The 22,841-nt window shown below is 68.4% G+C and carries 23 protein-coding genes and 1 pseudogene; 12 read left to right on the plus strand and 12 right to left on the minus strand.

What is annotated here, in order from left to right; translation table 11 throughout:
• Positions 1–112: 112 nt before the first annotated feature.
• Both QZH52_RS15270 and QZH52_RS15275 read left to right on the plus strand, forming a co-directional pair.
• Positions 113–970, plus strand: a pseudogene (locus QZH52_RS15270) (efflux RND transporter permease subunit); the annotation flags it as partial.
• Complete coding sequence (locus QZH52_RS15275; RefSeq protein ID WP_301810545.1) at positions 967–2,424, plus strand: efflux transporter outer membrane subunit; 1,458 nt, start codon at positions 967–969, stop codon at positions 2,422–2,424. The pseudogene QZH52_RS15270 and the gene QZH52_RS15275, both read left to right, overlap by 4 nt.
• A gap of 1 nt (position 2,425) precedes the next feature.
• On the opposite strand, the gene QZH52_RS15280 is transcribed toward QZH52_RS15275, so the two are convergent.
• A complete protein-coding gene (locus QZH52_RS15280; protein ID WP_301810550.1) occupies positions 2,426–3,292 on the minus strand; it encodes a MurR/RpiR family transcriptional regulator in 867 nt (288 codons plus the stop codon).
• Positions 3,293–3,416: 124 nt separating this feature from the next.
• Here QZH52_RS15280 and QZH52_RS15285 point away from each other — a divergent pair, with 124 nt between their 5' ends.
• Genes QZH52_RS15285 through QZH52_RS15305 form a run of 5 tightly spaced genes read left to right on the plus strand, consistent with a single transcriptional unit; the run spans position 3,417 to position 7,930 of the window.
• Complete coding sequence (locus QZH52_RS15285) at positions 3,417–4,751, plus strand: aspartate aminotransferase family protein (RefSeq protein WP_301810551.1); 1,335 nt, start codon at positions 3,417–3,419, stop codon at positions 4,749–4,751.
• Between the two features lie 56 nt (positions 4,752–4,807).
• Positions 4,808–5,716 (plus strand): transporter substrate-binding domain-containing protein, encoded by a 909-nt coding sequence (locus QZH52_RS15290; protein WP_286531350.1) that lies wholly within the window; start codon positions 4,808–4,810, stop codon positions 5,714–5,716.
• Between the two features lie 9 nt (positions 5,717–5,725).
• Positions 5,726–6,373 (plus strand): aspartate/glutamate racemase family protein, encoded by a 648-nt coding sequence (locus QZH52_RS15295; protein ID WP_301810554.1) that lies wholly within the window; start codon positions 5,726–5,728, stop codon positions 6,371–6,373.
• Positions 6,370–7,047: a GNAT family N-acetyltransferase gene (locus QZH52_RS15300; protein ID WP_301810556.1), complete on the plus strand. Its 678-nt coding sequence runs from the start codon at positions 6,370–6,372 to the stop codon at positions 7,045–7,047. Before QZH52_RS15295 ends, QZH52_RS15300 begins: the two co-directional genes overlap by 4 nt.
• A gap of 58 nt (positions 7,048–7,105) precedes the next feature.
• Positions 7,106–7,930, plus strand: a complete 825-nt coding sequence (locus tag QZH52_RS15305; protein ID WP_286531354.1) for an undecaprenyl-diphosphate phosphatase — start codon at positions 7,106–7,108, stop codon at positions 7,928–7,930.
• Positions 7,931–7,944: 14 nt separating this feature from the next.
• Here QZH52_RS15305 and QZH52_RS15310 read toward each other — a convergent pair whose 3' ends face one another.
• The 4 genes from QZH52_RS15310 to mutS all read right to left on the minus strand — a co-directional run bounded on the left by QZH52_RS15310 (position 7,945) and on the right by mutS (position 12,770).
• Entirely contained in the window at positions 7,945–8,265 is a 321-nt protein-coding gene (locus tag QZH52_RS15310) for a DMT family transporter (RefSeq protein ID WP_301810560.1), read from the minus strand.
• Positions 8,266–8,389: 124 nt separating this feature from the next.
• Entirely contained in the window at positions 8,390–9,277 is an 888-nt protein-coding gene (locus QZH52_RS15315) for an alpha/beta hydrolase (protein ID WP_301810565.1), read from the minus strand.
• 35 nt (positions 9,278–9,312) lie between these two features.
• The gene (locus QZH52_RS15320; RefSeq protein WP_301810567.1) at positions 9,313–10,152 is read right to left on the minus strand and encodes a proteasome-type protease; all 840 of its coding nucleotides are present in this window, start codon (positions 10,150–10,152) and stop codon (positions 9,313–9,315) included.
• Between the two features lie 26 nt (positions 10,153–10,178).
• A complete protein-coding gene (gene mutS, locus QZH52_RS15325; protein ID WP_301810568.1) occupies positions 10,179–12,770 on the minus strand; it encodes a DNA mismatch repair protein MutS in 2,592 nt (863 codons plus the stop codon).
• A 705-nt stretch (positions 12,771–13,475) separates the two neighbouring features.
• Between mutS and QZH52_RS15330 the strand changes: the two genes are divergently transcribed.
• The gene (locus tag QZH52_RS15330) at positions 13,476–13,766 is read left to right on the plus strand and encodes a hypothetical protein (RefSeq protein ID WP_301810570.1); all 291 of its coding nucleotides are present in this window, start codon (positions 13,476–13,478) and stop codon (positions 13,764–13,766) included.
• Positions 13,767–14,134: 368 nt separating this feature from the next.
• The gene (gene gnd / locus QZH52_RS15335) at positions 14,135–15,556 is read left to right on the plus strand and encodes a decarboxylating NADP(+)-dependent phosphogluconate dehydrogenase (protein ID WP_301810571.1); all 1,422 of its coding nucleotides are present in this window, start codon (positions 14,135–14,137) and stop codon (positions 15,554–15,556) included.
• Positions 15,557–15,567: 11 nt separating this feature from the next.
• Here gnd and QZH52_RS15340 read toward each other — a convergent pair whose 3' ends face one another.
• On the minus strand, positions 15,568–15,819 hold the full coding sequence (locus tag QZH52_RS15340) for a hypothetical protein (protein ID WP_301810574.1): 252 nt from the start codon (positions 15,817–15,819) through the stop codon (positions 15,568–15,570).
• 95 nt (positions 15,820–15,914) lie between these two features.
• Between QZH52_RS15340 and QZH52_RS15345 the strand changes: the two genes are divergently transcribed.
• Complete coding sequence (locus tag QZH52_RS15345; protein ID WP_301810575.1) at positions 15,915–16,121, plus strand: hypothetical protein; 207 nt, start codon at positions 15,915–15,917, stop codon at positions 16,119–16,121.
• 316 nt (positions 16,122–16,437) lie between these two features.
• Here the strand turns inward: QZH52_RS15345 and QZH52_RS15350 are convergent, their stop codons facing one another.
• From QZH52_RS15350 to QZH52_RS15360, 3 genes are all read right to left on the minus strand, one after another.
• Complete coding sequence (locus QZH52_RS15350; protein ID WP_301810577.1) at positions 16,438–16,947, minus strand: hypothetical protein; 510 nt, start codon at positions 16,945–16,947, stop codon at positions 16,438–16,440.
• Between the two features lie 127 nt (positions 16,948–17,074).
• Entirely contained in the window at positions 17,075–17,908 is an 834-nt protein-coding gene (locus QZH52_RS15355; protein ID WP_301810579.1) for a siderophore-interacting protein, read from the minus strand.
• Complete coding sequence (locus QZH52_RS15360) at positions 17,905–18,492, minus strand: PadR family transcriptional regulator (RefSeq protein ID WP_301810582.1); 588 nt, start codon at positions 18,490–18,492, stop codon at positions 17,905–17,907. Before QZH52_RS15360 ends, QZH52_RS15355 begins: the two co-directional genes overlap by 4 nt.
• Positions 18,493–18,698: 206 nt before the next feature.
• Between QZH52_RS15360 and QZH52_RS15365 the strand changes: the two genes are divergently transcribed.
• The gene (locus QZH52_RS15365; RefSeq protein ID WP_301810584.1) at positions 18,699–18,920 is read left to right on the plus strand and encodes a hypothetical protein; all 222 of its coding nucleotides are present in this window, start codon (positions 18,699–18,701) and stop codon (positions 18,918–18,920) included.
• A gap of 22 nt (positions 18,921–18,942) precedes the next feature.
• Here the strand turns inward: QZH52_RS15365 and QZH52_RS15370 are convergent, their stop codons facing one another.
• Genes QZH52_RS15370 through QZH52_RS15380 form a run of 3 tightly spaced genes read right to left on the minus strand, consistent with a single transcriptional unit; the run spans position 18,943 to position 22,246 of the window.
• On the minus strand, positions 18,943–20,259 hold the full coding sequence (locus QZH52_RS15370) for a sulfatase family protein (protein ID WP_286531376.1): 1,317 nt from the start codon (positions 20,257–20,259) through the stop codon (positions 18,943–18,945).
• A 5-nt stretch (positions 20,260–20,264) separates the two neighbouring features.
• Positions 20,265–21,236: a Bug family tripartite tricarboxylate transporter substrate binding protein gene (locus tag QZH52_RS15375; protein ID WP_301810586.1), complete on the minus strand. Its 972-nt coding sequence runs from the start codon at positions 21,234–21,236 to the stop codon at positions 20,265–20,267.
• 29 nt (positions 21,237–21,265) lie between these two features.
• Complete coding sequence (locus QZH52_RS15380; protein ID WP_301810588.1) at positions 21,266–22,246, minus strand: Bug family tripartite tricarboxylate transporter substrate binding protein; 981 nt, start codon at positions 22,244–22,246, stop codon at positions 21,266–21,268.
• A gap of 81 nt (positions 22,247–22,327) precedes the next feature.
• On the opposite strand from QZH52_RS15380, the gene QZH52_RS15385 reads away from it, so the two are divergent.
• Positions 22,328–22,828, plus strand: a complete 501-nt coding sequence (locus QZH52_RS15385; RefSeq protein WP_301810590.1) for a MarR family winged helix-turn-helix transcriptional regulator — start codon at positions 22,328–22,330, stop codon at positions 22,826–22,828.
• Positions 22,829–22,841: the final 13 nt, after the last annotated feature.

The following is a 22,841-nucleotide window of genomic DNA, read 5'->3' on the forward strand; positions in this document are numbered from 1 at the left end:
CACCGGGTGAGCGCATTGCACCTCGCCCCGTTAACTTTTGCATCCACCCCGCGGGTCGTCCCATAAACACCTCCATGATTGAAAGTGTTGCGACGACCGGTTGAATCCGCCGGCCAATCCGGCCCTGCGCACCGCGTCCACCGGGCAGCAGATCGCCACCGACACCACGCTGATGGTGCCGCTGTCGGCCTTCGCCAAGCTCGGCGAGCGGGCGGTGCCGACCTCGATCGACCACCAGGACACCGAGCTCGCCAGCACGGTGTCGTTCAGCCTGGCCGACGGCGTCAGCCTGTCGGACGCCAAGCGCATCGTGGCGCAGGCCGAGGCCGACATCGCGATGCCGATCAACGTGCGCGGCAGCTTCCAGGGCACGGCGCTGGCGGCCCAGCAGTCGCAGGGCCAGCAGTGGTTCCTGATCGTCGCGGCGCTGGTGGTGATCTACATCGTGCTCGGGGTGCTCTACGAAAGCCTGGTGCATCCGATCACCGTGCTGACCACGCTGCCCTCGGCCGGGGTCGGCGCGGTGCTGGCGCTCTTGATGTTCCGCATGGAGTTCTCGATCATCGCGCTGATCGGCGTCTTCCTCTTGATCGGCATCGTCAAGAAGAACGCGATCCTGATCATCGACTTCGCGCTCGAGGCCGAACGCTCGCGCGGGCTCAGCGCCGTGGAGGCGGTGCGCGAGGCCTGCCTGCTGCGCTTCCGCCCGATCCTGATGACCACGCTGGCGGCCGCGCTCGGTGCGCTGCCGCTGGCGATCGGCTTCGGGCTGGGTTCGGAGCTGCGCCAGCCGCTGGGCGTCGCGATCATCGGCGGGCTGATCGCCAGCCAGCTGCTGACCCTCCTGACCACGCCGGTCGTCTATGTGCTGCTCGACAAGCTGCGCCGGCGGCCCGCCAATGAAAAGTCCCTGAGCCGCGGCGCCGATTCCGCCCCGCCCGGCACGCCCGATATCGCCTTGAATCCATGACTGCAGCCACACGTTCTTTCCCCCGCCTTCCCCTGGCACTGGCCCTGGCGGCGCTGCTGGCCGGCTGCGCCGTCGGCCCGGCCTACGAGCGGCCACCGGTGGCGGCGCCGGCCGCCTGGAAGTCGGCCCCGGCCGCTGCCGGCTGGCAACCCGCGGCACCGGCCGATGCCTTCGATCGCGGCGAGTGGTGGAAGCTCTTTGGCGACGCCACGCTCGACGATCTCGCGGCGCGCGTCCAGATCTCGAACCAGAACATTGCCGCCGCGGTCGCCAACTATGCGCAGGCCCAGGCACTGGTGCGCGGCCAGCGCGCCGCGCTGTTCCCGCAGGTCACGCTCGACGGCAGCGCGCGCCGTACCGGGGGCCGCGACATCTCGGCCGCCACCGCCTCCGCGGCCGCGCTGGGCGTCGACTGGCAGCCCGACGTCTGGGGCCGCCTGCGCCAGGCGGTCGACAGCGCGCAGGCCAACGCACAGGCCAGCGAGGCCGACCTGGCGGCGGCGCGCCTGTCGGCCGTGGGCGACCTCGCCACCAACTACTTCTCGCTGCGCGAAGCCGATGCCGAACTGCAGATCCTCGACGACACGCTCGAAGGCTACCTGCGCAGCCTGCAGATCACGCGCAACCGCTATGCCGCCAGCATCGCCGCCCAGAGCGACGTGCTGCAGGCCGAGACGCTCTACTCCAACACCCAGGCCGAGCGCGCGGCGCTGAAGCGCAACCGCGATGCGCTCGAGCATGCGATCGCGGTGCTGGTCGGGGTCGCGCCGGCCGACTTCAGCCTGCCGGTGGCCCAGTGGAAGATGACGGTGCCCGGCGTGCCTGCGGAGCTGCCGTCGACCTTGCTCGAGCGCCGGCCCGACATCGCGGCGGCCGAGCGCCAGGTGGCGGCGGCGAACGCGCAGATCGGCATCGCGCGCTCGGCCTACTACCCGAACTTCAGCCTGAGCGGCGGCATCAGCACCAGCGCATCGCGCATCGGCGACCTGTTCAATGCCTCGAACACGCTGTGGTCGCTCGGCCTGTCGGTCGCGCAGGTGGTGTTCGACGGCGGTGCGATCGGCGCCAGCGTCGATGCCGCCAAGGCCGGCCACGAGGCCACGGTGGCGCGCTACCGCCAGACCGTGCTGGCCGCCTTCCAGAGCGTCGAGGACCAGCTGACCGCGGGCGGCAGCTTGGCGCAGCAGGAGGACCTGCGCCGCCAGAGCTCGGCCGCGGCCGACCGCACCGAGCAGCAGTTCCTGAACCGCTACCGGGCCGGCACCATCGACTACACCAGCGTGGTGGTGGCGCAGGTGTCGGCGCTCAACAGCCGGCGCGCGCTGCTGCAGGTTCAGGTCAACCGGCAGGTGGCCGCCATCACGCTGATCCAGTCGCTGGGTGGCGGCTGGCACGCCGAGTGGATGGCGCCGGCGCCGCAGCCGGTCGCCGCGGCCGCGCTGCCCAAGTCATGATTCAGGCGCCGCGCAGCCGCGGCGGCTGCAGGTAGGCGCCGGACTCGAACAACTGGGTTTCGGCCTGGTCGATGCGCTTCACGACCGGCTTGCCGGCGCGGCTCGCGAGGAGCTCCAGCAGCGCTTCGGTCAGCGCCGTGCCGGCCGCGACCGAGGGAAAGAACGACGGGCTCTGGATTGCGAACAGCAAGGTCTCGTCGGCCAGCAGCGACAGCGGCGAGGCCGCGCTGTCGGTCAGCGCCAACACCTTGCAGCCCGCCGCCCGGGCGGCCTCGGCCACCTGCAGCGCCTCGCGTGAATAGGGGGCGAAGCTGGCGACGACCAGCGCATCGCCCTTGCTCATCGCGCGCTGCTGCATCTCCAGCGAGCCGCCCTGGCCGTCGATCAGCTGCACGCTGGTGCGGAACATCCGGTACACGTAGACGAACGAGAAGGCGATCGGGAAGCAGGCCCTGAAGCCGGCGGCATGCACCGTGGCCGCCTTTTCGAGCAGGGCGCAAGCCTTCTGCAACGAGGCGGCGCTCTGCCGTTGCGTCGCCTCTAGGTTGCGGCGCTGCACCTCGAACATCTCCTCGACCAGGCCGCGGTCGGTCGCCCGGCCGACCAGCGTGCGGGCCCGCTCGCCGTAGGCCTCCGGCCCGAGCCCCATCTCCGACGCCACCGCTTCCTTGAACTGCGGCCAGCCGGCATAGCCCAGGTGCTGGGCGAAGCGCACCAGCGTGGCGGGGGTGCCGCCCGAGCGCGTGCCGATCGTGCGCATCGAATGAGTGACCACGTCATTGGGGTGGTCGAGCACGTACCTGGCCACCTGCTGCAGAGCGGGGCTCAGGCCGGCGAAGCGCTGGCGGAGATCGTCCTTGACGCCCATGGAAGTCCTGTCGTGGTTTGGAACGAATGTACCGGATGGAACGGAGGTGTTCCAGAATCCCTTGACGGAACAAATGTTCCAAACAATAATTCATTCGGTACATTAGTTCCATTCAGCCGACGCCATGACGCACGTCTTCCACCGCCATCTCCACCACACCCCGCCGGTCGCCATTGCCGCGAGCGGCATGACGATCCGCGACGCCGCCGGCCGCGACTACCTCGACGCCTCCGGCGGCGCCGCGGTCTCCTCGCTGGGCCATGGGCATCCGGACGTGATCGCCGCGATGCACGCGCAGGTCGATCGCCTGGCCTATGCCCACACCAGCTTCTTCACCACCGAGGTGGCGGAGCAGCTGGCCGACGAGCTGATCGGCGGCGCGCCCGAGGGCATGAGCCATGTCTACCTGGTGAGCGGGGGCTCCGAGGCGGTCGAGTCGGCGCTCAAGATGGCGCGCCAGTATTTCGTCGAGATCGGCCAGCCGCAGCGCACCCACTTCATCGCCCGCCGCCAGAGTTACCACGGCAACACGCTGGGGGCGCTGGCCGTCGGCGGCAACGCCTGGCGGCGCGAGCCCTTCGCGCCGATACTGGTGCCGGCCACGCACGTCTCTCCCTGCTATCCGTACCGCGAGCAGCACGAAGGCGAGAGCGCCGATCAGTACGGCGTGCGGCTCGCGGCCGAGCTCGAGGCGGCGATCCTGGCGCAGGGCGCCGACCGCGTGATCGCCTTCGTCGCCGAGACCGTCGGCGGCGCCACCGCCGGCGTGCTGACGCCGGTGCCGGGCTACTTCAAGGCCGTTCGCGAGGTCTGTGACCGCCATGGCGTGCTGCTGATCCTCGACGAGGTGATGTGCGGCATGGGCCGCTGCGGCACGCTGTACGCCTGCGAGCAGGAGGGCGTGGTGCCCGACCTGGTGACGGTCGCCAAGGGCCTGGGCGGCGGCTACCAGCCGATCGGCGCCGTGCTCGCGCAGCGCCGCATCGTCGAGGCGATGTCGCAGGGCAGCGGTTTCTTCCAGCATGGCCACACCTACCTCGGTCATCCGGTGGCTTGCGCGGCCGCACTGGCGGTGCAGCGGGTGATCCGGCGCGACGGCCTGCTGGCCAAGGTGCGGGATGACGGCGAAGCCTTCGGCGCGATGCTGCGCGAGGCGCTCGGCGACCATCCGCACGTGGGCGACATCCGCGGCCGCGGCTTCTTCTGGGGCGTCGAGCTGGTGGCCGAACGGGCCACCAAGTCGCCGTTCGCGCCGGGGTTGAAGCTGCACGCCCGGATCAAGAACGACGCGATGGCGCGCGGCCTGCTGTGCTATCCCTTCGGCGGCACGGTCGACGGCCGGCAGGGCGACCACGTGCTGCTGGCGCCGCCCTTCATTGCCACCCGGCAGGATCTGCAGGAGATCGCGACGCGGCTGGCCGGCGCGATCGACAGCGTCACGCGCGCCGCGCTGCGCTGACGCGCTGCAACGAATTCCCCCTTCGCCTTCACCCACCTGTTTCGAGGAGTTGCTCCATGGCCTTCGCTCGCCTGTCCCCGTTCGCCTTCGCCGCCTTGATGGCGGCCTGCACGCTGCTGCCGCTCACGACCGCCCAGGCCCAGGAGGGCGGCACGCTGGCCAAGGTCAAGGCCAGCGGCGCCATCACCGTCGGCTACCGCGAGTCGTCCTTCGGTTTTTCGTACCTCGATGCCAGCCTGAAACCGGTGGGCTACAGCATCGACATCTGCATGCGGATCGTCGACGCCATCAAGACCGAGCTCCGGATGCCGAGCCTGGAGGTCCGCTACCAGGCCGTGACCTCGGCCAACCGGATCCCGCTGGTGGCCAACGGCACGGTCGACATCGAATGCGGCTCGACCACCAACCTGGTCGAGCGGCAGAAGCAGGTGGCGTTCTCGCCCGACATCTTCCGCTACAACGTGCGCATGCTGGTGAAGGCCGATTCGGGCATCAGGGACATCGCCGACCTGCAGGGCAAGACGGTCGTCACCACCACCGGCACGACCTCGTTCCGGCTGCTGCGCGAGGCCGACAAGGGCAAGAACCTCGAGGTCACGAACGTCGCGGCGAAGGACCACACCGAGTCCTTCCTGCTGGTCGAGAACGGCCGCGCTCAGGCTTTCGTGCTGGACGACATCCTGCTGGCGGGGCAGATCGCCAACGCCCGCAGCCCGAAGGACTTCAGGATCACCGGCGAAAGCCTGCGCACCGAGAACCAGTCGCTGATGCTGCGCAAGGACGATCCCGAATTCAAGGCGCTGGTGGACCGCGTGGTCGGTGGCATGATGAAATCGGGCGAGATGGAAAAGCTCTACAACCGCTGGTTCATGTCGCCCATTCCGCCGAAGAACATCAACATCAACTACCCGCTCAACGCCGAGACCCGGGACGCTTTCGCGAATCCGTCGTCGAAGGGGATCTGAGCACCGCCGATGACCCGTATCGCACTCATCCACGCCCTGGCGCATTCGGTCGCGCCGATCAACGAAGCGCTGGCGCGCGAATGGCCCGAGGCCTTGCGCACTAACCTGCTCGACGACAGCCTGTCGGGCGATCTCGCTCGCGGCGGGCGCGGGCTCGACGAGGCCATGCACGAGCGTTTCCAGCGGCTGGCGCAGTACGCGGTCGACTGCGGCGCGCAAGGCATCCTCTTCACCTGCTCGGCCTTCGGTCCGTGCATCGAGGCGGTGGCGCGGCGCCACGCCGGCATGCCGGTGCTGAAGCCCAACGAGGCGATGATCGAGGAGGCCGCGGCCGGCGCCGGCACGCTGGGCCTGATCGCGAGCTTCGGGCCCACGCTCGAATCGATGCCGTCCGAATTCCCGCCCGGCGTGGCGCTCGAACTGGCGCTGGCCGAGGGCGCGCTCGAGGCCCTGAATGCCGGCGACGGCGAGCGGCACGATGCGCTGGTCGCCGCCCAGGCCAGGGCCCTGCGCGCGCGCGGCTGCACCCGCATCGCGTTGGCGCAGTTCAGCCTGGCACGCGCCCGGGCGGCCTGCGAAGCGGCCTCGGGGCTGCCGGTGTTGACCACCGTTGACAGCGCGGTGCGCGCCCTGCGGCGGCGACTGGAAACGCGATGAACCCGCTGCTCGACAACATCGCCTGGAACACGCTCTCGGGCCCGCATGCCGGCTTCGCCACCGGCACCGACCGCGCCCGCCGCTACGCTCCCGGCTTTTCTCCGATCGTCGGGTTCGCGAATGCCGGCCATCCCGATCTCGACGACCTGATACCGTTCTGCGCCCCCGGCGATCACTTCTACTGCATGGACTGGTCCGGCAGCGCACCCGCGGGCTGGCGTATCGATCTGGACTCGACCATGTTCAGGATGGTGTGGCAGGGCGCGATGCCGGACGACGACCCGGCCCTCGATGCCACGCCCTTGCGGCCTGAACATGCGGCCCAGGCGGTCGAACTGGCCGCGCTGACCCGCCCAGGGCCCTTCGGCCCGCGGACACCCGAGCTCGGCGACTACTTCGGTTGCTTCGAGGGCGACCGCCTGATCGCGATGGCCGGCGAACGCATGTGCGCCGGCACGTTGCGCGAGATCAGCGGCATCTGCACCCATCCCGACTACCAGGGGCGCGGCCTGGCGCGCCGGCTGGCCGCGAAGCTGATTCGCCGCCAGCTGCAGCGAGGCGAGACCCCGTTCCTGCATGTCATGCGCGACAACGAAGGTGCCCATGGGCTTTACCAGCGGATGGGCTTCAAGGACCATCGCGAGGTGGTGGTGCGCGTCATCTCGCCGTGTTGATCTGAACGGAACCTGACCGCCGCGATCGCGATAATCGACGCTCTTTCAAGGAGCGCGCGTGGATATCGTTTTGCTGGCCAAGGCCGCCATCATGGGCATCGTCGAGGGCCTGACCGAATTTCTTCCGATCTCGTCGACCGGCCATCTGATCCTCGCCGGTTCGCTGCTCGGCTTCGACGACGACAAGGCCAAGGTCTTCGACATCGCGATCCAGACCGGTGCCATCTTCGCGGTGGTGCTGGTCTTCTGGCACAAGATCCACTCGACCGTCGTGGCGCTGCCGCGCCAGCCGAAGGCGCGGCGCTTCGCGCTCAACGTGCTGATCGCCTTTCTGCCGGCGGTGGTGCTGGGCCTGCTGTTCGGCAAGGCCATCAAGGCCCACCTGTTCACGCCGACCGTGGTGGCGAGCACCTTCATCATCGGCGGCTTCATCATCCTGTGGGCCGAGCGGCGACCGCCGGGCTCGGTGCGGATCGAGAACGTCGACGACATGACGCCCTGGGATGCGCTCAAGGTCGGCCTGGTGCAGTGCTTCGCGATGATCCCCGGCACCAGCCGCAGCGGCTCGACCATCATCGGCGGCATGCTGCTCGGGCTGTCGCGCAAGGCGGCGACCGACTTCTCCTTCTTCCTCGCGATCCCGACCCTGATCGGCGCCGGCGCCTACAGCCTTTACAAGGAGCGCGCGCTGTTGTCGGTGGCCGACATCCCGCTGTTCGCGGTCGGCCTGGTGTTCTCGTTCGTGAGCGCATGGCTGTGCGTGCGCTGGCTGCTGCGCTACATCAGCACGCACGATTTCGTGCCTTTCGCCTGGTACCGGATCGCCTTCGGGATCGTGGTGTTGGCGACCGCGTGGAGCGGCGTCGTCACCTGGGCCGACTGAACGCCGGCAAGGGCTCAGTGCGGCGACGAGCGCTTCATCAGAACGATGCCGCAGACGATCAGTGCGCCGGCGGCGATCCGCATGAGGCTGGCCTGCTCGCCGAGTACCAGGATGCCGACCACGAAGGCGCCGACCGCGCCGATGCCGGTCCAGATCGTGTAGGCGGTACCGAGCGGCAGCGAGCGCATCGAGATCGACAGCAAGCCGAAGCTCGCGATCATGAGGACCAGCGTGAGGGCCGTGGGCCACGGGCGGCTGAAGCCCTCGGAGAGCTTCATCGAATAGGCCCATGCCACTTCGAGAATGCCGGCGATGACGAGATAGATCCAGGCCATGTGTCCCTCACTTCAAGAAAAAGCCGGGCCGTCCCGAATTGATTCCACTCGTCCGGGAGGTCGTCCTCCCGATGGGGCGGGATGATAGCAAGGGACCGCGGCGGTGCCGGCCGCCGCCGACGCGTCAGAGCAGGTTGCGCAGCGCCGCCTCGACCGCCGCGGCGGTGGCGATCGGCTTTTCCATCGGAAACAGGTGGGTGCCGTCGAGCATCATGATCCGCCCCTTGGTGACCTGCTGGGTCATCGCCATGCCGACCCGCTTCATCTCGACCGACTGGCGGCCGCCGACGAAGGCCGCGCGGCACTTCAGCGGATGGGCGCGCAGCAGGGCGCCCAGGTTGTGCGGGATGGTGTCGTAGATCGCGGTCTCGACATCGCGGTCGAAACTCAAGGCGCGTGAACTGGCCCCCACGCTCGGCACTGACGTGTCCTCGCTGCCCCCCGAGGGGGCCCTCGCGCCTTGGGGCGGCCCGGCGTCGCTCGCATCGTCGAGATCGAAGGTGCCGTGCTCGATGTAGTCGCGCAGCACGCGTTCGTCCCACTTGGCGAAGGCCTTCTTGCTGCGGAAATGCTCGAACACCGCCTCGCGGTGCTCCCAGGTGTTCCTGCGCTTGCGGCTGATCATGCCGGGGGACACGCTCTTCATCAGCGGCGTGCGCTTCATGAGGTTGATCGTGCCGGCGCGCCAGCCGCCGATCAGCGGCGAATCGAGCAGCACCACCCCGCGGGCGAGCGCCGGATGCAGGGCGGCGCACATCAGGCTCAGGAAACCGCCGAGCGAATGGCCGACCAGCAGCACCGGGGCGCCGGCCCGGTCGGCCCGCGCCTGGGCGAAGTCCGCCAGCTGCTGCACCAGGTGCGGCCAGTTGTCGGTGACCGGGTACTTGGGGTCATGGCCGAATTTCTCGACCGCATCGACGTCGAAGCCGCGGTTGCGCAGGCTGTCGAGCATCACGCGGTAGGTGCTCGCGGGAAAGCTGTTCCCGTGCGAGAAGATGACTGGAGGGAGCATGGCAAGGGGGCACCGGCGGGCGGCGCCGGGCACGGTCAGATCAGCTTTTCTTCGGGCGTCGAGATCTTGCGCAGCGGGCTGTGCCGCGTGGCCGGCATCTTCAGCGGATGCTCGGTGTAGGCGTCGTCCCAGACCGGGTCCTCGATGCTGTCGAACACCTCGCGCAGCTTCTGGCCCCAGCTGTTGTGCATCATTCGGTAGTAGGGGTTGTCGGCGTCGATGCAGATCACCTTGTCGGTGCGCAGGGTGTTGGCCTCGTACACCACCAGGTCGAGCGGCAGGCCGACCGACAGGTTCGACTTCATGGTCGAGTCCATCGACACCAGCGCGCACTTGGCGGCTTCGTCGAGCGGGGTCTCGGGGGTCAGCACGCGGTCGAGCACCGGCTTGCCGTACTTGGACTCGCCGACCTGGAAGTAGGGCGTCTCGGTGGTCGCCTCGATGAAATTGCCGGCTGCATAGACCAGGAACAGGCGCATGCCCTCGCCCTTGACCTGGCCGCCGAAGATGAAGGAGACATTGAAGTCCAGCCCGGCGTGCTTGAGCGCCTCGGCATCGCGGTCGTACACGTGGCGCACGGCCGAGCCGAGCACGCGGGCGGCGTCGAACATGCTCTTGGCGTTCCAGATGGTGATCGGCGGGCTTTCCTCGCCGCTTTCCTTGGTCTCGCGCAGCTCTTCGATCTGGAGGATTTCGCGCACCGACTGCGAGATGCTCAGGTTGCCGGCCGACAGCAGCACCATGACGCGGTCGCCGGGCTGCTCGTAGACGATCATCTTGCGGAAGGTGCTGATGTGGTCCACGCCCGCATTGGTGCGCGAATCGGACAGGAACACCAGTCCGGCGTTGAGTTTGATGCCGACGCAGTAGGTCATGAGTTCTTCTTGCACGAATCGAGCCATCAGCCCTGCTCGCGCATCTGGAGTTTCTTCAGTGTGTAGAGGGCCTCGAGCGCTTCGCGCGGGCTCATCGCATCGGGGTCGATCTCACTCAGCGCGGATTCTACGGCGCTCGCCAGCGGCGCCTCGGCCACTGGTGGCGGCGCGAACAGGTCGACCTGGGCGCGGGTCTGCGTCTGCTGCGATTCCAGCGCCTCCAGCGCCTGCCGCGCGTGGTTGACCACCGCCGCCGGCATGCCGGCCAGCCGAGCCACCTGGATGCCGTAGCTCTTGCTGGCCGGGCCGGGCTGCATCTCGTGCAGGAAGACGATGTCGCGGCCGGCCTCGGTGGCGCTCACGTGCATGTTGACCGCGCCGTGGTGGCTGGCCGGGAATTCGGTGAGCTCGAAATAGTGGGTCGCGAAGAGCGTGAAGGCGCGCGTGCGGTCGTGCAGCTGGGCGGCGATGCCGGCCGCCAGCGCCAGCCCGTCGAAGGTGCTGGTGCCGCGGCCGATCTCGTCCATGAGCACCAGCGAGTGGGCGGTGGCGCCGTGCAGGATCTGCGCCGCCTCGGTCATCTCGAGCATGAAGGTCGACTGCGCGTTGGCCAGGTCGTCGGCCGCGCCGATGCGGGTGTGGATGGCGTCGATCGGCCCGAGCCGGCAGGCGGCGGCCGGCACGTGCGAGCCGATGGACGCCAGCAGCACGATGATCGCGACCTGCCGCATGTAGGTAGACTTGCCGCCCATGTTGGGGCCGGTGATGACCTGCATGCGCTGCTGGGGGCCGAGGCGGGTGTCGTTGGCGATGAAAGCGCCCGATGATTTCTCGGCCAGCCGGGCCTCGACCACCGGATGGCGGCCCTGTTCGATCTCGATGCAGGGATGGGCGACGAAACTCGGCGCGCGCCAGTGCAGCGCATGCGAGCGCTCGGCCAGCGCGCAGAGGGCGTCGAGCGTTGCGATGGCGCCGGCCAGCCGGGTCAGCGCGGCCACCGAGGGCTGGAGGGCGTCGAGCAGCTGCTCGTAGAGCCACTTTTCGCGCGCCAGTGCGCGGTCCTGCGCCGACAGCGCCTTGTCCTCGAAGGCCTTGAGCTCGGGCGTGATGAAGCGCTCGGCGTTCTTCAGTGTCTGGCGCCGGCGGTAGTTGTCGGGCACCTTGGCCAGCGCGCTCTGCGTGACCTCGATGTAGAAGCCGTGCACGCGATTGAACTGCACCCGCAGGTTGCTGATGCCGGTGCGCTCGCGTTCGCTGGCCTCGAGCTGGAGCAGAAAGTCGTCGCAGTTCTCGCTGATGGCGCGCAGCTCGTCGAGCTCGGCATCGTGGCCGCTGGCGATCACGCCGCCGTCGCGGACCAGGGCCGAGGGCTCAGGGGTGATCGCGGCGACCAGCAGTTCGGCGCAGCCGGAGGGTGGCGCCAGCTGGTCGGCCAGTTGCGCCAGCAGCGCCGACGCACCGGGCAGGGCGGGTGCCAGCTGCCCGGCCTTTGCCAGCGCCATCCGCAGGGCCAGCAGCTCGCGCGGGCGCACCTGTCTGAGCGAGATGCGGGCCGCGATGCGTTCGACGTCGCTGGTGTTCTTGAGCTGGTCGCGCAGGGTGCGCCAGGGCGCCGCGGTGCCGCCGGGCGGCGGGGCCTGCAGCGCGGCGATCGCTTCGAGCCGCGACTGGGCCGCGCCGCGGTCGCGTCGGGGCGCCAGCAGCCAGCGCTTGAGCAGCCGGCTGCCCATCCCCGTCATGCAGGTGTCTAGCAGCGAGAACAGGGTCGGCGACTCTTCGCCGCGCAGGGTCTGGACCAGCTCGAGGTTGCGCCGGGTGGTCGGCGGCAGTTCGATCAGTTCGCCGTCGCGCTCGACTGCCAGCCGCTGCACGTGCGCCAGCGCCCGGCCCTGGGTGTGTTCGGCATAGCCCAGCAGCGCGGCGGCGGCGGCATGGGCGTTGGCGAGCGATTCGGCATTCCAGGCCGCCAGGTTGGTGCTGCCCATCTGCTCGCACAGCTTGCGCTCGCCGAGGCCGCCATCGAACTGCCAGGCCGGCCGCAGCGACAGGGTGAAGGGGGTGGCGCCGCGCGCTGCCTTCAGGCGCTGCTCGAAGGCGGGCGTGACCTCGGCGCTGTAGAGCACTTCGCTCGGTGCGATCCGTGCGATCCAGGCTTCGAGGGCGTCGGACGGGCATTCGGCCAGCCGCAGCTCGGCACCCGTGACGCTGAGCCAGGCCAGGCCGCAGAAGTTGCGCGCCCCCGCATGCACGGCCAGCAGCAGCGATTCGCTCTTGTCGTTGAGCAGTTCGACATCGGTCAGCGTGCCCGGCGTGACCACCCGCACCACCTTGCGCTCCACCGGTCCCTTGCTGGCGCCGACTTCGCCGACCTGCTCGCAGATGGCGACCGATTCGCCGAGCTTGATCAGCCGGCCCAGGTAGGTATCGACCGCGTGAAAGGGCACGCCGCACATCACGACCGGCTGGCCGGCCGACTGGCCGCGCTGGGTCAGCGTGATGTCGAGCAGCCGCGCGGCCTTCTCGGCGTCGGCGTAGAACAGCTCGTAGAAGTCGCCCATCCGGTAGAACAGGAGGGTGTCGGGGTGGTCGGCCTTGAGGCCGAGGTACTGCGCCATCATGGGCGTGTGGCCGGAAAGGTCAGGCTTCGCAGGTGCTTGATTTGCAAGGGCTTTGCGATCTATCCCTTTGATTTCATTGGGGATGTCACGAATGACGACGTTCTGATTCAACTTGCTGACACCTAACAAAACTTGGCTCCACTTGCGAAAAGGGCGTAGGTTTTGACCTGCTGGTTTGGGAAGTTGCGCTGGGAGGCGAAACGGGTCATCAGGAAACCTACGCTGGCAGGTGATTCACATGCACTTCGACGCGCGAACTGCGAAGCTCTTGCAGCCGGGCCAGCACATTATGGTGGACGCCTGTCCGGGCCTGAGGCTCGAGGCCACCGCAACGACCAGGACCTGGACTACCGCTAGATGCGGCAGGAGAAGCTCGGCCGCTGGCCGGCGGTGTCGCCCGCGAAGGCGACGGCCGAATGGGAGGTGCTCCGGGGCATGCGGGACTCGGGCGTCGATCCGGAACCAGTTCGTCTTGCGGCACCTTGACCTCGTGCTCAAGCGGTTTCACAACCTCACAGCAGAGACAAGACACGCACTCGGACTTCCTGGGCATCGAGGACATGACCCTCGATCAGGGGTGGCCGCCAGTGCCGCTTTGCCAAATGTGGGACCTCGAAGCCGTAAATGTGAAAAGTTCACATTTTGTGTGTGAAGTTGCTACCATCTAAGCGCAAAGTGACCCTGCGTACGCTTAGGAGATGCGCGATGAACTTGGATTACTACCTTCGCAAGGCCCGGGAGCTCTCTCCGAAGGCGGCCAAGATCGCACTGCGAGTCCTGGATCGAGATCCGTACATTCCAGTCGAGTCGATCGTGGCGCTGCGTCCTGCATTGGTCGAGCGAAGCAACGAGTCAGCGGGTTTTGGAACGACGGACTGGATGACCATCGCGGCGATAGAGCGGCCCGCGATCCATCGGTTTACGAATCGCTTCGAGAGTCGCGAGCAGCGTCACGCTCGGCTTTGGGTAAACGGTCTACGCCAAGAGGAGCTGTAGCCTGCCGCCTCACCCCACTGGGCGCGGGGCGCGTGCGCGCACTAGCTTGGATGCCAACGGTCGCCGACCGGCTTCAGCAAGTGTCGGGTGAGCTCCTTTTTGCGGCTGTGCTGTTGGCACCCGCCGCGTGGCTCGGGATGTGGTTTGTTTCGCCTCTGGCCGACCGCGAGCCGTGATGGGCGTGTGACCGGAAAGGTCGGGCTTCGCAGGCGCGCGATGGGCAAGGCCTTTTTGCGCTATCCCTTTGATTTCAATAGGGATATCACGGTCTTCGACGGTCTGGTTCAACTTGCGGGCACCTGACGTCCGCACAATCTGTATCAATTGCACCGCCAGCGCCATTTCGCGAGGGGCCGGAGAATCTACAGATGAACGACAAAAGCGATTTCGGATTGATCGGCCTGGCCGTCATGGGCCAGAACCTGGTGCTGAACGTGGAGAGCCACGGCTTCCAGGTCAGCGTCTACAACCGCACCGAGGCCACCACCGAGGCCTTCGTCGCCGCCAACCCCGGCAAGAAGCTGGTCGGCGCCAAGACGCTTGAGGACTTCGTCCAGAGCCTGGCGAGGCCGCGCAAGATCCAGATCATGGTGAAGGCCGGCGCACCGGTCGACCAGGTGATCGAGCAGCTCATCCCGCTGCTCGACAAGGACGACATCGTCATCGACGGCGGCAACAGCCTCTACACCGACACCGAGCGCCGCGACGCCTACCTGGCGGGCAAGGGCCTGCGCTTCATCGGCGCCGGCGTGTCGGGCGGCGAGGAAGGGGCGCGCAAGGGGCCGTCGATCATGCCGGGCGGACCGCTCTCCACCTGGGAAGTGATGAAGCCGATCTTCGAGAGCATCGCGGCCAAGGTGGACGGCGAGCCTTGCGTGATCCACATCGGGCCGGGCGGCGCCGGGCACTACGTCAAGATGGTCCACAACGGGATCGAATACGGCGACATGCAGCTCATCTGCGAGGCCTACAGCCTGTTCAAGGCGGCCGGCTTCTCGACCGACGAGATGGCCGCGATCTTCGATGAATGGAACGAGGGCGAGCTGCAAAGCTATCTGATCCAGATCACCGCCAAGGCGCTCGGACAGAAAGACCCGGAGACCGGCAAGCCGATCATCGATGTCATTCTCGACAAGGCCGGCCAGAAGGGCACCGGCCAGTGGACGCTGATCAACGCCGCCGAGAACGCGGTGGTCATCAGCACCATCAACGCCGCTGTCGAGGCACGGGTGCTGTCGTCGCAGAAGAAGCAGCGCGTGGCGGCCAGCCGGCTGCTGCAGGGCCCGAAGATCGCGCTGTCGCTCGACAAGAAGGCCCTGGTGGCCAAGGTCCACGATGCGCTCTATGCGTCGAAGGTCATCAGCTACACCCAGGGCTTCGATCTCATCAAGACCATGGGCGACAAGAAGGACTGGGGCCTCGACCTCGGCCGCATCGCGGCGATCTGGCGCGGCGGCTGCATCATCCGGGCGCGATTCCTGAACCGCATCACCGACGCTTTTCGCACCGACCCCGCGCTCGGCAACCTGATGCTCGACCCCTTCTTCAAGGACCTGCTGAACCGCACCCAGCAGAACTGGCGCGAAGTGGTCGCGCTGGCGGTCGGCAACGGCATCCCGGTGCCTGCGTTCAGCGCCTCGCTGGCCTACTACGACAGCTACCGCACCGAGCGCCTGCCGGCGAACCTGCTGCAGGCGCAGCGCGACTTCTTCGGTGCCCACACCTACGAGCGGACCGACCAGCCCGAAGGGCGGTTCTTCCACACCGAATGGCCCGAGGTGATCGGCTGATCCTGCGGGCTCTAAGCCGAATTTCGCCAGATGCGGCCGATCACGACCTGGTTGTTCAAGCTGAAGTCGTTGTAGGCGTCCAGTTCCTCTTGCGAGCGATTGGCACGCCGGAGCGCTTCAGCGACCTCCCGGGTGTTCGTTTCGTGCCGCGCGTACAGCGTGCGCAGCGTTTCCACCGGCAATGACTGCAGAAGACTTTCGAGCAGGACGTTGCCGGCGATGAACTGGCCACGCAACTGCGCGAGCGACATCTCGTTCTTCACGTCGATCCCCTTCAAGAGTAGGTGGCTCGGGCCGGTGACATTTTGCTTCGGAATGAATGCGGCGAGGGTCGGCCTTTTGCGCTAACTTCCGGGTCATGAGCAAGAAGTCCGCCCGCCGCGAATACCTCCAGGCAGTCGCCGAGTTCGACGCCGGGTGCGAGCGCTTCGCGCGTGGCATGGCCCGGATCCTCGAGACGCCCCTGCCGACAGCGGCGAGCCTCATTCAGCTGGGGCCGAGGAAGCCGGCGAAGCGGGCGCCGCGCCCCGAGCCGGCGCGCGCTGGCGGCATCCGCAAGGCCTGACGATCCGCGTCCCAACAAATGATGAGGCGAGGCGCAAAGGCTGCAGTAAGCTGCCGGCGTGAAGCACCTCCAACCACTCCTACTTTTCGGTGCCGTCGTCTTCGCAGGCCTTGCCTGGTCGGCGGAGCCTTCGACCCCACCGGCGACCAAGTCCAACAGGGCCTGCCACTGGGACCGGCAGACCGGCCGGATGATCTGCCAGCGGGTCCGCGCGCCCGGCACCGGCGCACCGCCGCCGGTGGCGGAGCCGAAGCCCCAGCAAGGCGGGACGCCCTGACGGTCTGCAGGATGCGCCGAGTCGGCTGAAGGTTGCCGCTCAGGCCTGGCCGCGCCGGCGGCGGGCCACGCGGACGGCCTCGACCCAGGTGTCGATGTTGAAGCGCTGGCCCGATTCGGCGATGCGCGCCGACGCGATGCGGTGCAGGGGCAAGCGCCGCGTGTCGCCCGGCAGTTCGCCGTGGCCGACGATGATCTTCTTCTGCAGGTCGAGCTGGTCGACCTGCAGGATGCACTCGATCTTCCGGTCCTGGCCATCGAAGTACCTGACCCGGATGCGCGGCGTCTCGTCGACGATCGCGTGTTCGCCCTTGCCCTGGATGAACCACTCGGGCAGCGTGTCGGGCACCGAGTCGCCCGAGGGGTTGGTCCCGCCGCGCACGGTCGGGATTTCCAACGGCACATGGCCGGAACGAACCCTCGCGGCCTCGATGCGGCGTTCCATTTCGCGGCGACCGGCGACCCGTCGCCATGCCCACATCAGGGCCAACAGCAGCGCGCCAGTCAGCACGGCGATCAATATCTGCCAGTGCGCAGCTCCGGTGCTCATCGTTCAACCCCCTCGGCGCACGCGCCGCCTAATTCCAAAGTACTCAGTTTCTGGAATTCTGGGACCATGGGCCGTCATCGTCAAACGGCCGCGCGGCATAGCGCGTTTGGGGGAGAGCCGCCGGCGGTCAGTCCTCGTGGGTGTCGTGCGTGGCGGCGGCGCCGCGGCGCCAGTAGCCGGCCGCCTTGACCCATTTCGGGTGGGCGCCGCGCTCGCCCACGAGATGGGCGCGGATGGCCTTGGCGGCGCTGGACTCGCAGGCCACCCAGGCGTGGAAGTCGCCTTCGGGCGGGGTCAGTCCGCGCAGTGCATCGAGCAGCGGCGACCCGGTGCCCGGCTCCGCGCCGCGGCGGTGCACCCACTGGAGGTCGAGGCCGGCCTGGGTGTCGAAGGAGATTTGGTCGGCTTCGCTGTCGACTTCGGCCAGCACCACGGCGCGCGCGCCGGCGGGCAGTTCGGCCAGCCGCCGCGAGATCGCGGGTAGCGCCGTGTCGTCGCCGATCAGCAAGTGCCAGTCGAAGGCGGTCGGGATGATGAAGGAGCCGCGCGGGCCGCCGACGCCGACCAGGTCGCCGGGCCGGGCCGCTTCGGCCCATTGCGTGGCCGGACCGGCATCGTGCAGCGCGAAGTCGATCTCGAGCGTGCCGGCCTGGGCATCGTGGCGGCGCGGCGTGTAGTCGCGCATGGCCGGCTTCGGACCGGGCGGCCAGACCGGGCCTTCGGGGCCGGTCGTGGGCACCGTGAGTTGGCCGGTCGCGGCATCGGGAAAGAAGACCTTGGCGTGGTCGTCGAAGCCCGGGCTCGTGAAGCCGGCGAGCTCGTCGCCGCCAAGCGTGATCCGGATCAGGTGCGGCGTGAGGCGCTGCACGCGACGGACTTCGAGCTTGCGGAAGCGCAGGTCGTGGCGCACCCGGCGCGGCAGCCGGTCGGGGGTGGACGAAGCGATGGAGGTGTCGTTCATGAGGTTCCGATTCGATCCAGTTGTTGGGCGGCGTGGTCGAGCACCGCGGCGAATTCGTGGGCCTGTTGTTCGGTGAGGGGGGCGCCGGCGAGGCGCAGCCGCATCGCCAGCTTGAGGTTCTCGATGGCGCGAACGACCTGCGGCGGACGGCCGGCGCGCGGGCCGGCACCGTCGACGCCGCCGGCCATGCGGGCCATCATCTCGTCGACGGTCGCGCGATGGGCGGCGAGGTAGTCGAGGCCGCCCGCGGTGACGCTGTAGCGCTTGCGCCCGCCGCCGTCGGCGGCATCGACGCTGACACAGCCCAGTTCCTCGAGCAGTGTCAGGGTCGGGTAGACGATGCCGGGGCTGGGACTGTAGCGGCCGCCGAGGCGCTCTTCGATGGCCTTGATCAGTTCATAGCCGTGGCTCGGCTTGTCGGCGATCAGCTGCAGCAGCACGAAGCGCAGGCCGCCGTGGCCGAAGATCCGGCCGCCGCCGCGTCCGCCGCGGTGCTCGCCCGCTTCGGCTCGGCCGCCGCCGCCGAGCCCGTCGGCGTGTTCATCGCGCCGGCTGCCGTGTAGAAAGTGTCTGCAATCTCGCATGTGTGTCCTTGAAGTCATTATCGATTTTATAAAAGATATATCTAAATGATATCGAAGTCAAGGTGACGCCATTGGCAACCACATGGCGGAGCCGCTGGGTCGCGGCCGCCAAATCGGCGCCGAAAACGTGACAGAGTCCCGGATTTGGCCGGGGTTGTTGGGACTGGGAGCGCTTGAATCTAGGGTAAACCCTTAAAATAGCCTCCATGACCCACTCCAACGCCTATTTCCCCCGCAATCCGAAGTTCACCGACACCTTCGAACGCGAGCTGGCCAACGACGACGCCAGCCACTTGGGCCGCAACGAACCGTCGGTGTTCATGCCGCTGCTGAAGCGCCTGGGCGCCGGCCTCTCGGCATTTGCGCAGACCGTGCGCTTCCTGCGCGCATCGGCCCAGCGCCCCCAGCAGCGCTACCAGGCCAGCTAATGCAGGGCGGCCCGGCGCTGGCTCAGCGCTGCGGCATGTCCTTGACCGAATAGCCCAGGCTCACCGTCGCATCCTCCGGGATCGGCGGCATGGTGGCGTTCCAGGCCAGCCAGTCGGCGCGCATCGCGGCCAGGCGCTCCGGTTCCTTCTTTGCCTGATTGGCCCGCTCGCGCTCGTCGGCCGGGATGTTGAACAGGTACTCGTTGCCGTCGACCTGCAGGTATTTCCAGTCGCCGTCGCGCAGCGCGCGCTGGCCGCGATGGTTCATGCGCCAGTGCAGCGGCCGCGCGAAGGTTTTGCCGGCGTCGCGCAGCACCGGCAGCAGCGACACGCCGTCGAGCGGGTAGCGCGGGTCGGCCGCGACACCTGCGGCGGCGAGCATCGTCGCCGACCAGTCCATCGTCATGCATTGCTGCGCGGTCACGCCGCCGGCCCTGATGCCTTGCGGCCAATGCGCGATCCACGGCACCCGGATGCCGCCCTCGGTCAGGTCCATCTTGCCGCCCACCAGCGGCCAGTTGTCGGAGAAGCGCTCGCCGCCGTTGTCGCTCGTGAAGACCACCAGCGTGTTGTCGGCGATGCCGTGCTTTTCGAGAGCGGCCATGATCGAGCCGATGCCCTCGTCCATGTGGTGGATCATCCGGCGGTAGGTGTGGATGTTGCCGCCGGAGAGGTCGAACAGGTTGTCCTTCACCGCCGGCGCCTTGGCCGCGTCGTCGCGGGTTTCCCAGGGCCAGTGCGGCGCCGTGTAGTGCAGGCTCAGGAAGAAGGGCGCCTCTTGCTGCGCCATCCGCTCGACGTAGTCGACCGCGCGCCGCGACAGCAGGTCGGTGAGGTAGCCCTCCTGCGGGCAGTCCTCCTCGCCCGACCAGAGGTCGTGCCGGCCGCTCGAATCGCAGTGCGTGAAGTAGTCGACGCCGCCCGACATCGGACCGAAGAACTCCTCGTAGCCCGATCGCAGCGGACCGAAGTTGGGCGGATAGCCCAGGTGCCACTTGCCGACCAGCGCCGTGCGGTAGCCGGCGCCGCGCAGCAGCGAGGGCAGGGTGGGGTGGTCGGCCGGCAGGCCCAGGGTGGCGCTGCCGCGGCTCTTGCTGTTGATCGGCTCCTCGGCGGCACCGCGCAGGCGGTACTGGTAGCGCGCGGTGATCATCGCGAAGCGGGTCGGCGAGCACACCGGCGAGTTGGCATAGCCCTGCGTGAAGCGGATGCCCCTGGCCGCCAGGCCGTCGAGTACCGGCGAGACCGGGCCGAACTCGGCATCGCGGCCGCCGTAGCAGCCGAGGTCGGCATGGCCGAGGTCGTCGGCCACGATGAAGATGATGTTGGGTCGTTGCATGGGGTTCAGGGTTGGTAGCCGGATTTCTGCACCACCGGCGCCCATTGCGCGCGGTAGGCCTTGAGCATGGCCTCGGTCTGGGCCTGCGTGCTGACCACTGGCGTCATCAGCGTGTCCTTGAAGCGGCGCTGGGTGTCCGGGTCCTGCATGACTTCGCGGATTTCCTGCGACAGGCGCGCCACCTTGTCCTTCGGCATGGTCGCCGGCGCGAAGAAGGTGTTCCAGCCGGTGGCGACCAGGTCGAGACCGGCCTCCTTGAAGGTCGGGATCTCGGGCGCGAAGGGCGAGCGCTTGGCCCCCGAAACCGCCAGGATGCGGATCTTGCCGGCCTGGTGCTGCGGCAGGTCGACGTCGAAGGTGTCGAAGGCGATCGGCACCTGGCCGCCGATCAGGTCGGTCAGCAGCGGGCCCGAGCCGCGATAGCCGACCACCTCGGCCCGCACCTTGGCCTTCTCGCCCATCATGAGGCCGAAGAAGTGCGGCAGGCTGCCGGTGGCGGGCACGCCGAAGTTGGCCTTCTCGGGGTTGGCCCGCATCCAGGCCAGCAGGTGCGACAGCTCGCGCACCGGCACCGCGGTCGATACCGCCAGCGCGAACTCGTAGTCGTTGACGTGCGAGACCGGCACGAAGTCGCGCTCGGCGTCGTAGCCGTTGTCCTTGAAGACCAGCGGCGCCACCACCATCACGGCCGGATTGGCGAGCATCAGCACGTTCTGGCCGGCCGGCGTGGCCTTGGCCTGCTGCGCCGCCAGCCGGCCGCCGGCGCCGGGCTTGTTGTCGACGATCACCGGCACGCCGAGCCTGGCCTGCAGCTTGTCGCCGACGATGCGGGCCACGCGGTCGGTGGCGCCGCCGGCCGCATAGCCGACCACGATGTGCAGCGGGCCGCCTTCGAGGGCCTGGGCCTGGGCGCCGAGCACCGCGGTGCCCAGGGCGAGGGCGGCGGCGAGGCGGGGAAAGTATCGACGAGAAAACATGGGAGCTCCGATGCGAGGCAAGGTCAGGGTCAGTCGTTGGCCTGGAAGTTCACGGCCTTCATGATTCCGCCCCAGCGGGCGGTGTCCTCGCGCATTGTCTTCAACAAGGCCTCGGGGCCATCGCCTACCGGATACATGCCGTTCTGCAGCAGCTGCTGCCGCACCTCGCGCGAATTGACCGCGCGGGTGAACTCGGCGCGCAGCTTGTCGACGATCGGCTGCGGCGTCTTGAGCGGCGCGTAGTAGGCGAACCAGGCGGTCGCAACCACGTCCTTGAGGCCGGCCTCGGTGAAGGTCGGCAGGTCGGGCATCAGCGGCGAGCGCTTCTCGCCGCTGGTCGCCAGCACCTTCACGCGGCCGCCGGGCTGCATCTGCAGCGCGCCGCCGACGGTGTCGAAATACACCGGGATCTGGCCCCCCATCACGTCCTGCCGCGCCGGCGTGGAGCCTCGATACGGCACGTGGACCATCTTCAGTCCCGCCGAGCGATTGAGCATCTCGCCGAGGAAGTGCGAGGGCGTGCCCGCGCCGTACGAGCCGAAGCTGAGCTTGTCGCCCTGCGCCCTGGCCCAGGTGATGAACTCGGCCAGCGTGTTGGCCGGCACGTCCTTGCTCACCACCAGCGCGAGCTCGAAGCGGGCCGCGTTGACGATCGGGATGAAGTCCTTGATCGGGTCGTACGAGAGGCTGCGGTAGGCGCTCGGGAACATCGCCATCATGCTGGCGGTGCCGAGCAGCAGCGTTCGGCCGTCGGGCGCGGCGTTCTTCACCGCCTCGGCCGCGATGCGGCCGGCGGCGCCGGAGCGGTTGTCGATGATCAGCGGACCGAGCGAATCGCGCACCTCGTGGGCGATGGCGCGGGTCAGCACGTCTTGCGTGCCGCCGGCCGGCACGCCGATCAGGACCTTGATCGGTTGGCCGGGGGTGAATGCCTGGGCGCGAGCGAGGGGCGCCAGTGCCAGGCCGCCCAGGGCCGCGAGTGCGCGGCGGCGGTCGAATGCGTGGTGCATGGGTGCGTGTCTCCTTTGGATCGACTTTAGAGTCGTGCCATTCGATTGTTCTAATCAACCATTCCAAGGATTTACCACTAGATGAGCGCGCCACGCCGACCCCTGGACGACCTGCTGCTGTACCGCCTGTCGCGCCTGATCGCGGTCGGCGGCAGCATGGTCATCCGCCTGTGCGAAGGGCGCTTCGGCATCACGCGGCGCGAGTGGCGGCTGATCGCCACGCTGGCCAGCCGCGGCGAGCTGAGCTCTTCGCAGCTGGCCGGGCATGCCCAGCTCGATCGGGCCCGGACCTCGAAGGCGGTGGGCTCGCTGGTCGCCAAGGGGCTGCTGTCGCGCACGCACCCGGCGGGCGATCGAAGGCAGGTACTGCTGGGCCTCACGGCGAGCGGGCAGGCCTTGTACGACGAGCTGTTTCCGCTGGTGTCGCGGATCAACGCCGACCTGCTGGGGACACTGGACGAGGAAACCGCCACCCGCCTGGACGATGCGCTCCGGCGCTTGCAGGCGCAAGCCGAACGCATGGCCGGCGAGGCGGTGCTGCCGAAAGCCGACCGATCGCGGCGCGGCGTCGGCAGCGGCTGAGCCGGATGCCGCG

This window comes from Variovorax ginsengisoli, assembly GCF_030486595.1.
GTDB classification, from domain to species: Bacteria; Pseudomonadota; Gammaproteobacteria; order Burkholderiales; family Burkholderiaceae_C; genus Variovorax; species Variovorax ginsengisoli_B.

Bases quoted from the DNA above. Each gene is read 5' to 3' on its own strand.
- QZH52_RS15275 (WP_301810545.1), top strand. From the start codon at position 967: ATGACTGCAGCCACACGTTCTTTCCCCCGCCTTCCCCTGGCACTGGCC.
- QZH52_RS15280 (WP_301810550.1), bottom strand. From the start codon at position 3,292: ATGGGCGTCAAGGACGATCTCCGCCAGCGCTTCGCCGGCCTGAGCCCC.
- QZH52_RS15285 (WP_301810551.1), top strand. From the start codon at position 3,417: ATGACGCACGTCTTCCACCGCCATCTCCACCACACCCCGCCGGTCGCC.
- QZH52_RS15290 (WP_286531350.1), top strand. From the start codon at position 4,808: ATGGCCTTCGCTCGCCTGTCCCCGTTCGCCTTCGCCGCCTTGATGGCG.
- QZH52_RS15295 (WP_301810554.1), top strand. From the start codon at position 5,726: ATGACCCGTATCGCACTCATCCACGCCCTGGCGCATTCGGTCGCGCCG.
- QZH52_RS15300 (WP_301810556.1), top strand. From the start codon at position 6,370: ATGAACCCGCTGCTCGACAACATCGCCTGGAACACGCTCTCGGGCCCG.
- QZH52_RS15310 (WP_301810560.1), bottom strand. From the start codon at position 8,265: ATGGCCTGGATCTATCTCGTCATCGCCGGCATTCTCGAAGTGGCATGG.
- QZH52_RS15315 (WP_301810565.1), bottom strand. From the start codon at position 9,277: ATGCTCCCTCCAGTCATCTTCTCGCACGGGAACAGCTTTCCCGCGAGC.
- QZH52_RS15320 (WP_301810567.1), bottom strand. From the start codon at position 10,152: ATGACCTACTGCGTCGGCATCAAACTCAACGCCGGACTGGTGTTCCTG.
- mutS (WP_301810568.1), bottom strand. From the start codon at position 12,770: ATGATGGCGCAGTACCTCGGCCTCAAGGCCGACCACCCCGACACCCTC.
- QZH52_RS15330 (WP_301810570.1), top strand. From the start codon at position 13,476: ATGAACTTGGATTACTACCTTCGCAAGGCCCGGGAGCTCTCTCCGAAG.
- gnd (WP_301810571.1), top strand. From the start codon at position 14,135: ATGAACGACAAAAGCGATTTCGGATTGATCGGCCTGGCCGTCATGGGC.
- QZH52_RS15345 (WP_301810575.1), top strand. From the start codon at position 15,915: ATGAGCAAGAAGTCCGCCCGCCGCGAATACCTCCAGGCAGTCGCCGAG.
- QZH52_RS15350 (WP_301810577.1), bottom strand. From the start codon at position 16,947: ATGAGCACCGGAGCTGCGCACTGGCAGATATTGATCGCCGTGCTGACT.
- QZH52_RS15355 (WP_301810579.1), bottom strand. From the start codon at position 17,908: ATGAACGACACCTCCATCGCTTCGTCCACCCCCGACCGGCTGCCGCGC.
- QZH52_RS15360 (WP_301810582.1), bottom strand. From the start codon at position 18,492: ATGCGAGATTGCAGACACTTTCTACACGGCAGCCGGCGCGATGAACAC.
- QZH52_RS15365 (WP_301810584.1), top strand. From the start codon at position 18,699: ATGACCCACTCCAACGCCTATTTCCCCCGCAATCCGAAGTTCACCGAC.
- QZH52_RS15370 (WP_286531376.1), bottom strand. From the start codon at position 20,259: ATGCAACGACCCAACATCATCTTCATCGTGGCCGACGACCTCGGCCAT.
- QZH52_RS15375 (WP_301810586.1), bottom strand. From the start codon at position 21,236: ATGTTTTCTCGTCGATACTTTCCCCGCCTCGCCGCCGCCCTCGCCCTG.
- QZH52_RS15380 (WP_301810588.1), bottom strand. From the start codon at position 22,246: ATGCACCACGCATTCGACCGCCGCCGCGCACTCGCGGCCCTGGGCGGC.
- QZH52_RS15385 (WP_301810590.1), top strand. From the start codon at position 22,328: ATGAGCGCGCCACGCCGACCCCTGGACGACCTGCTGCTGTACCGCCTG.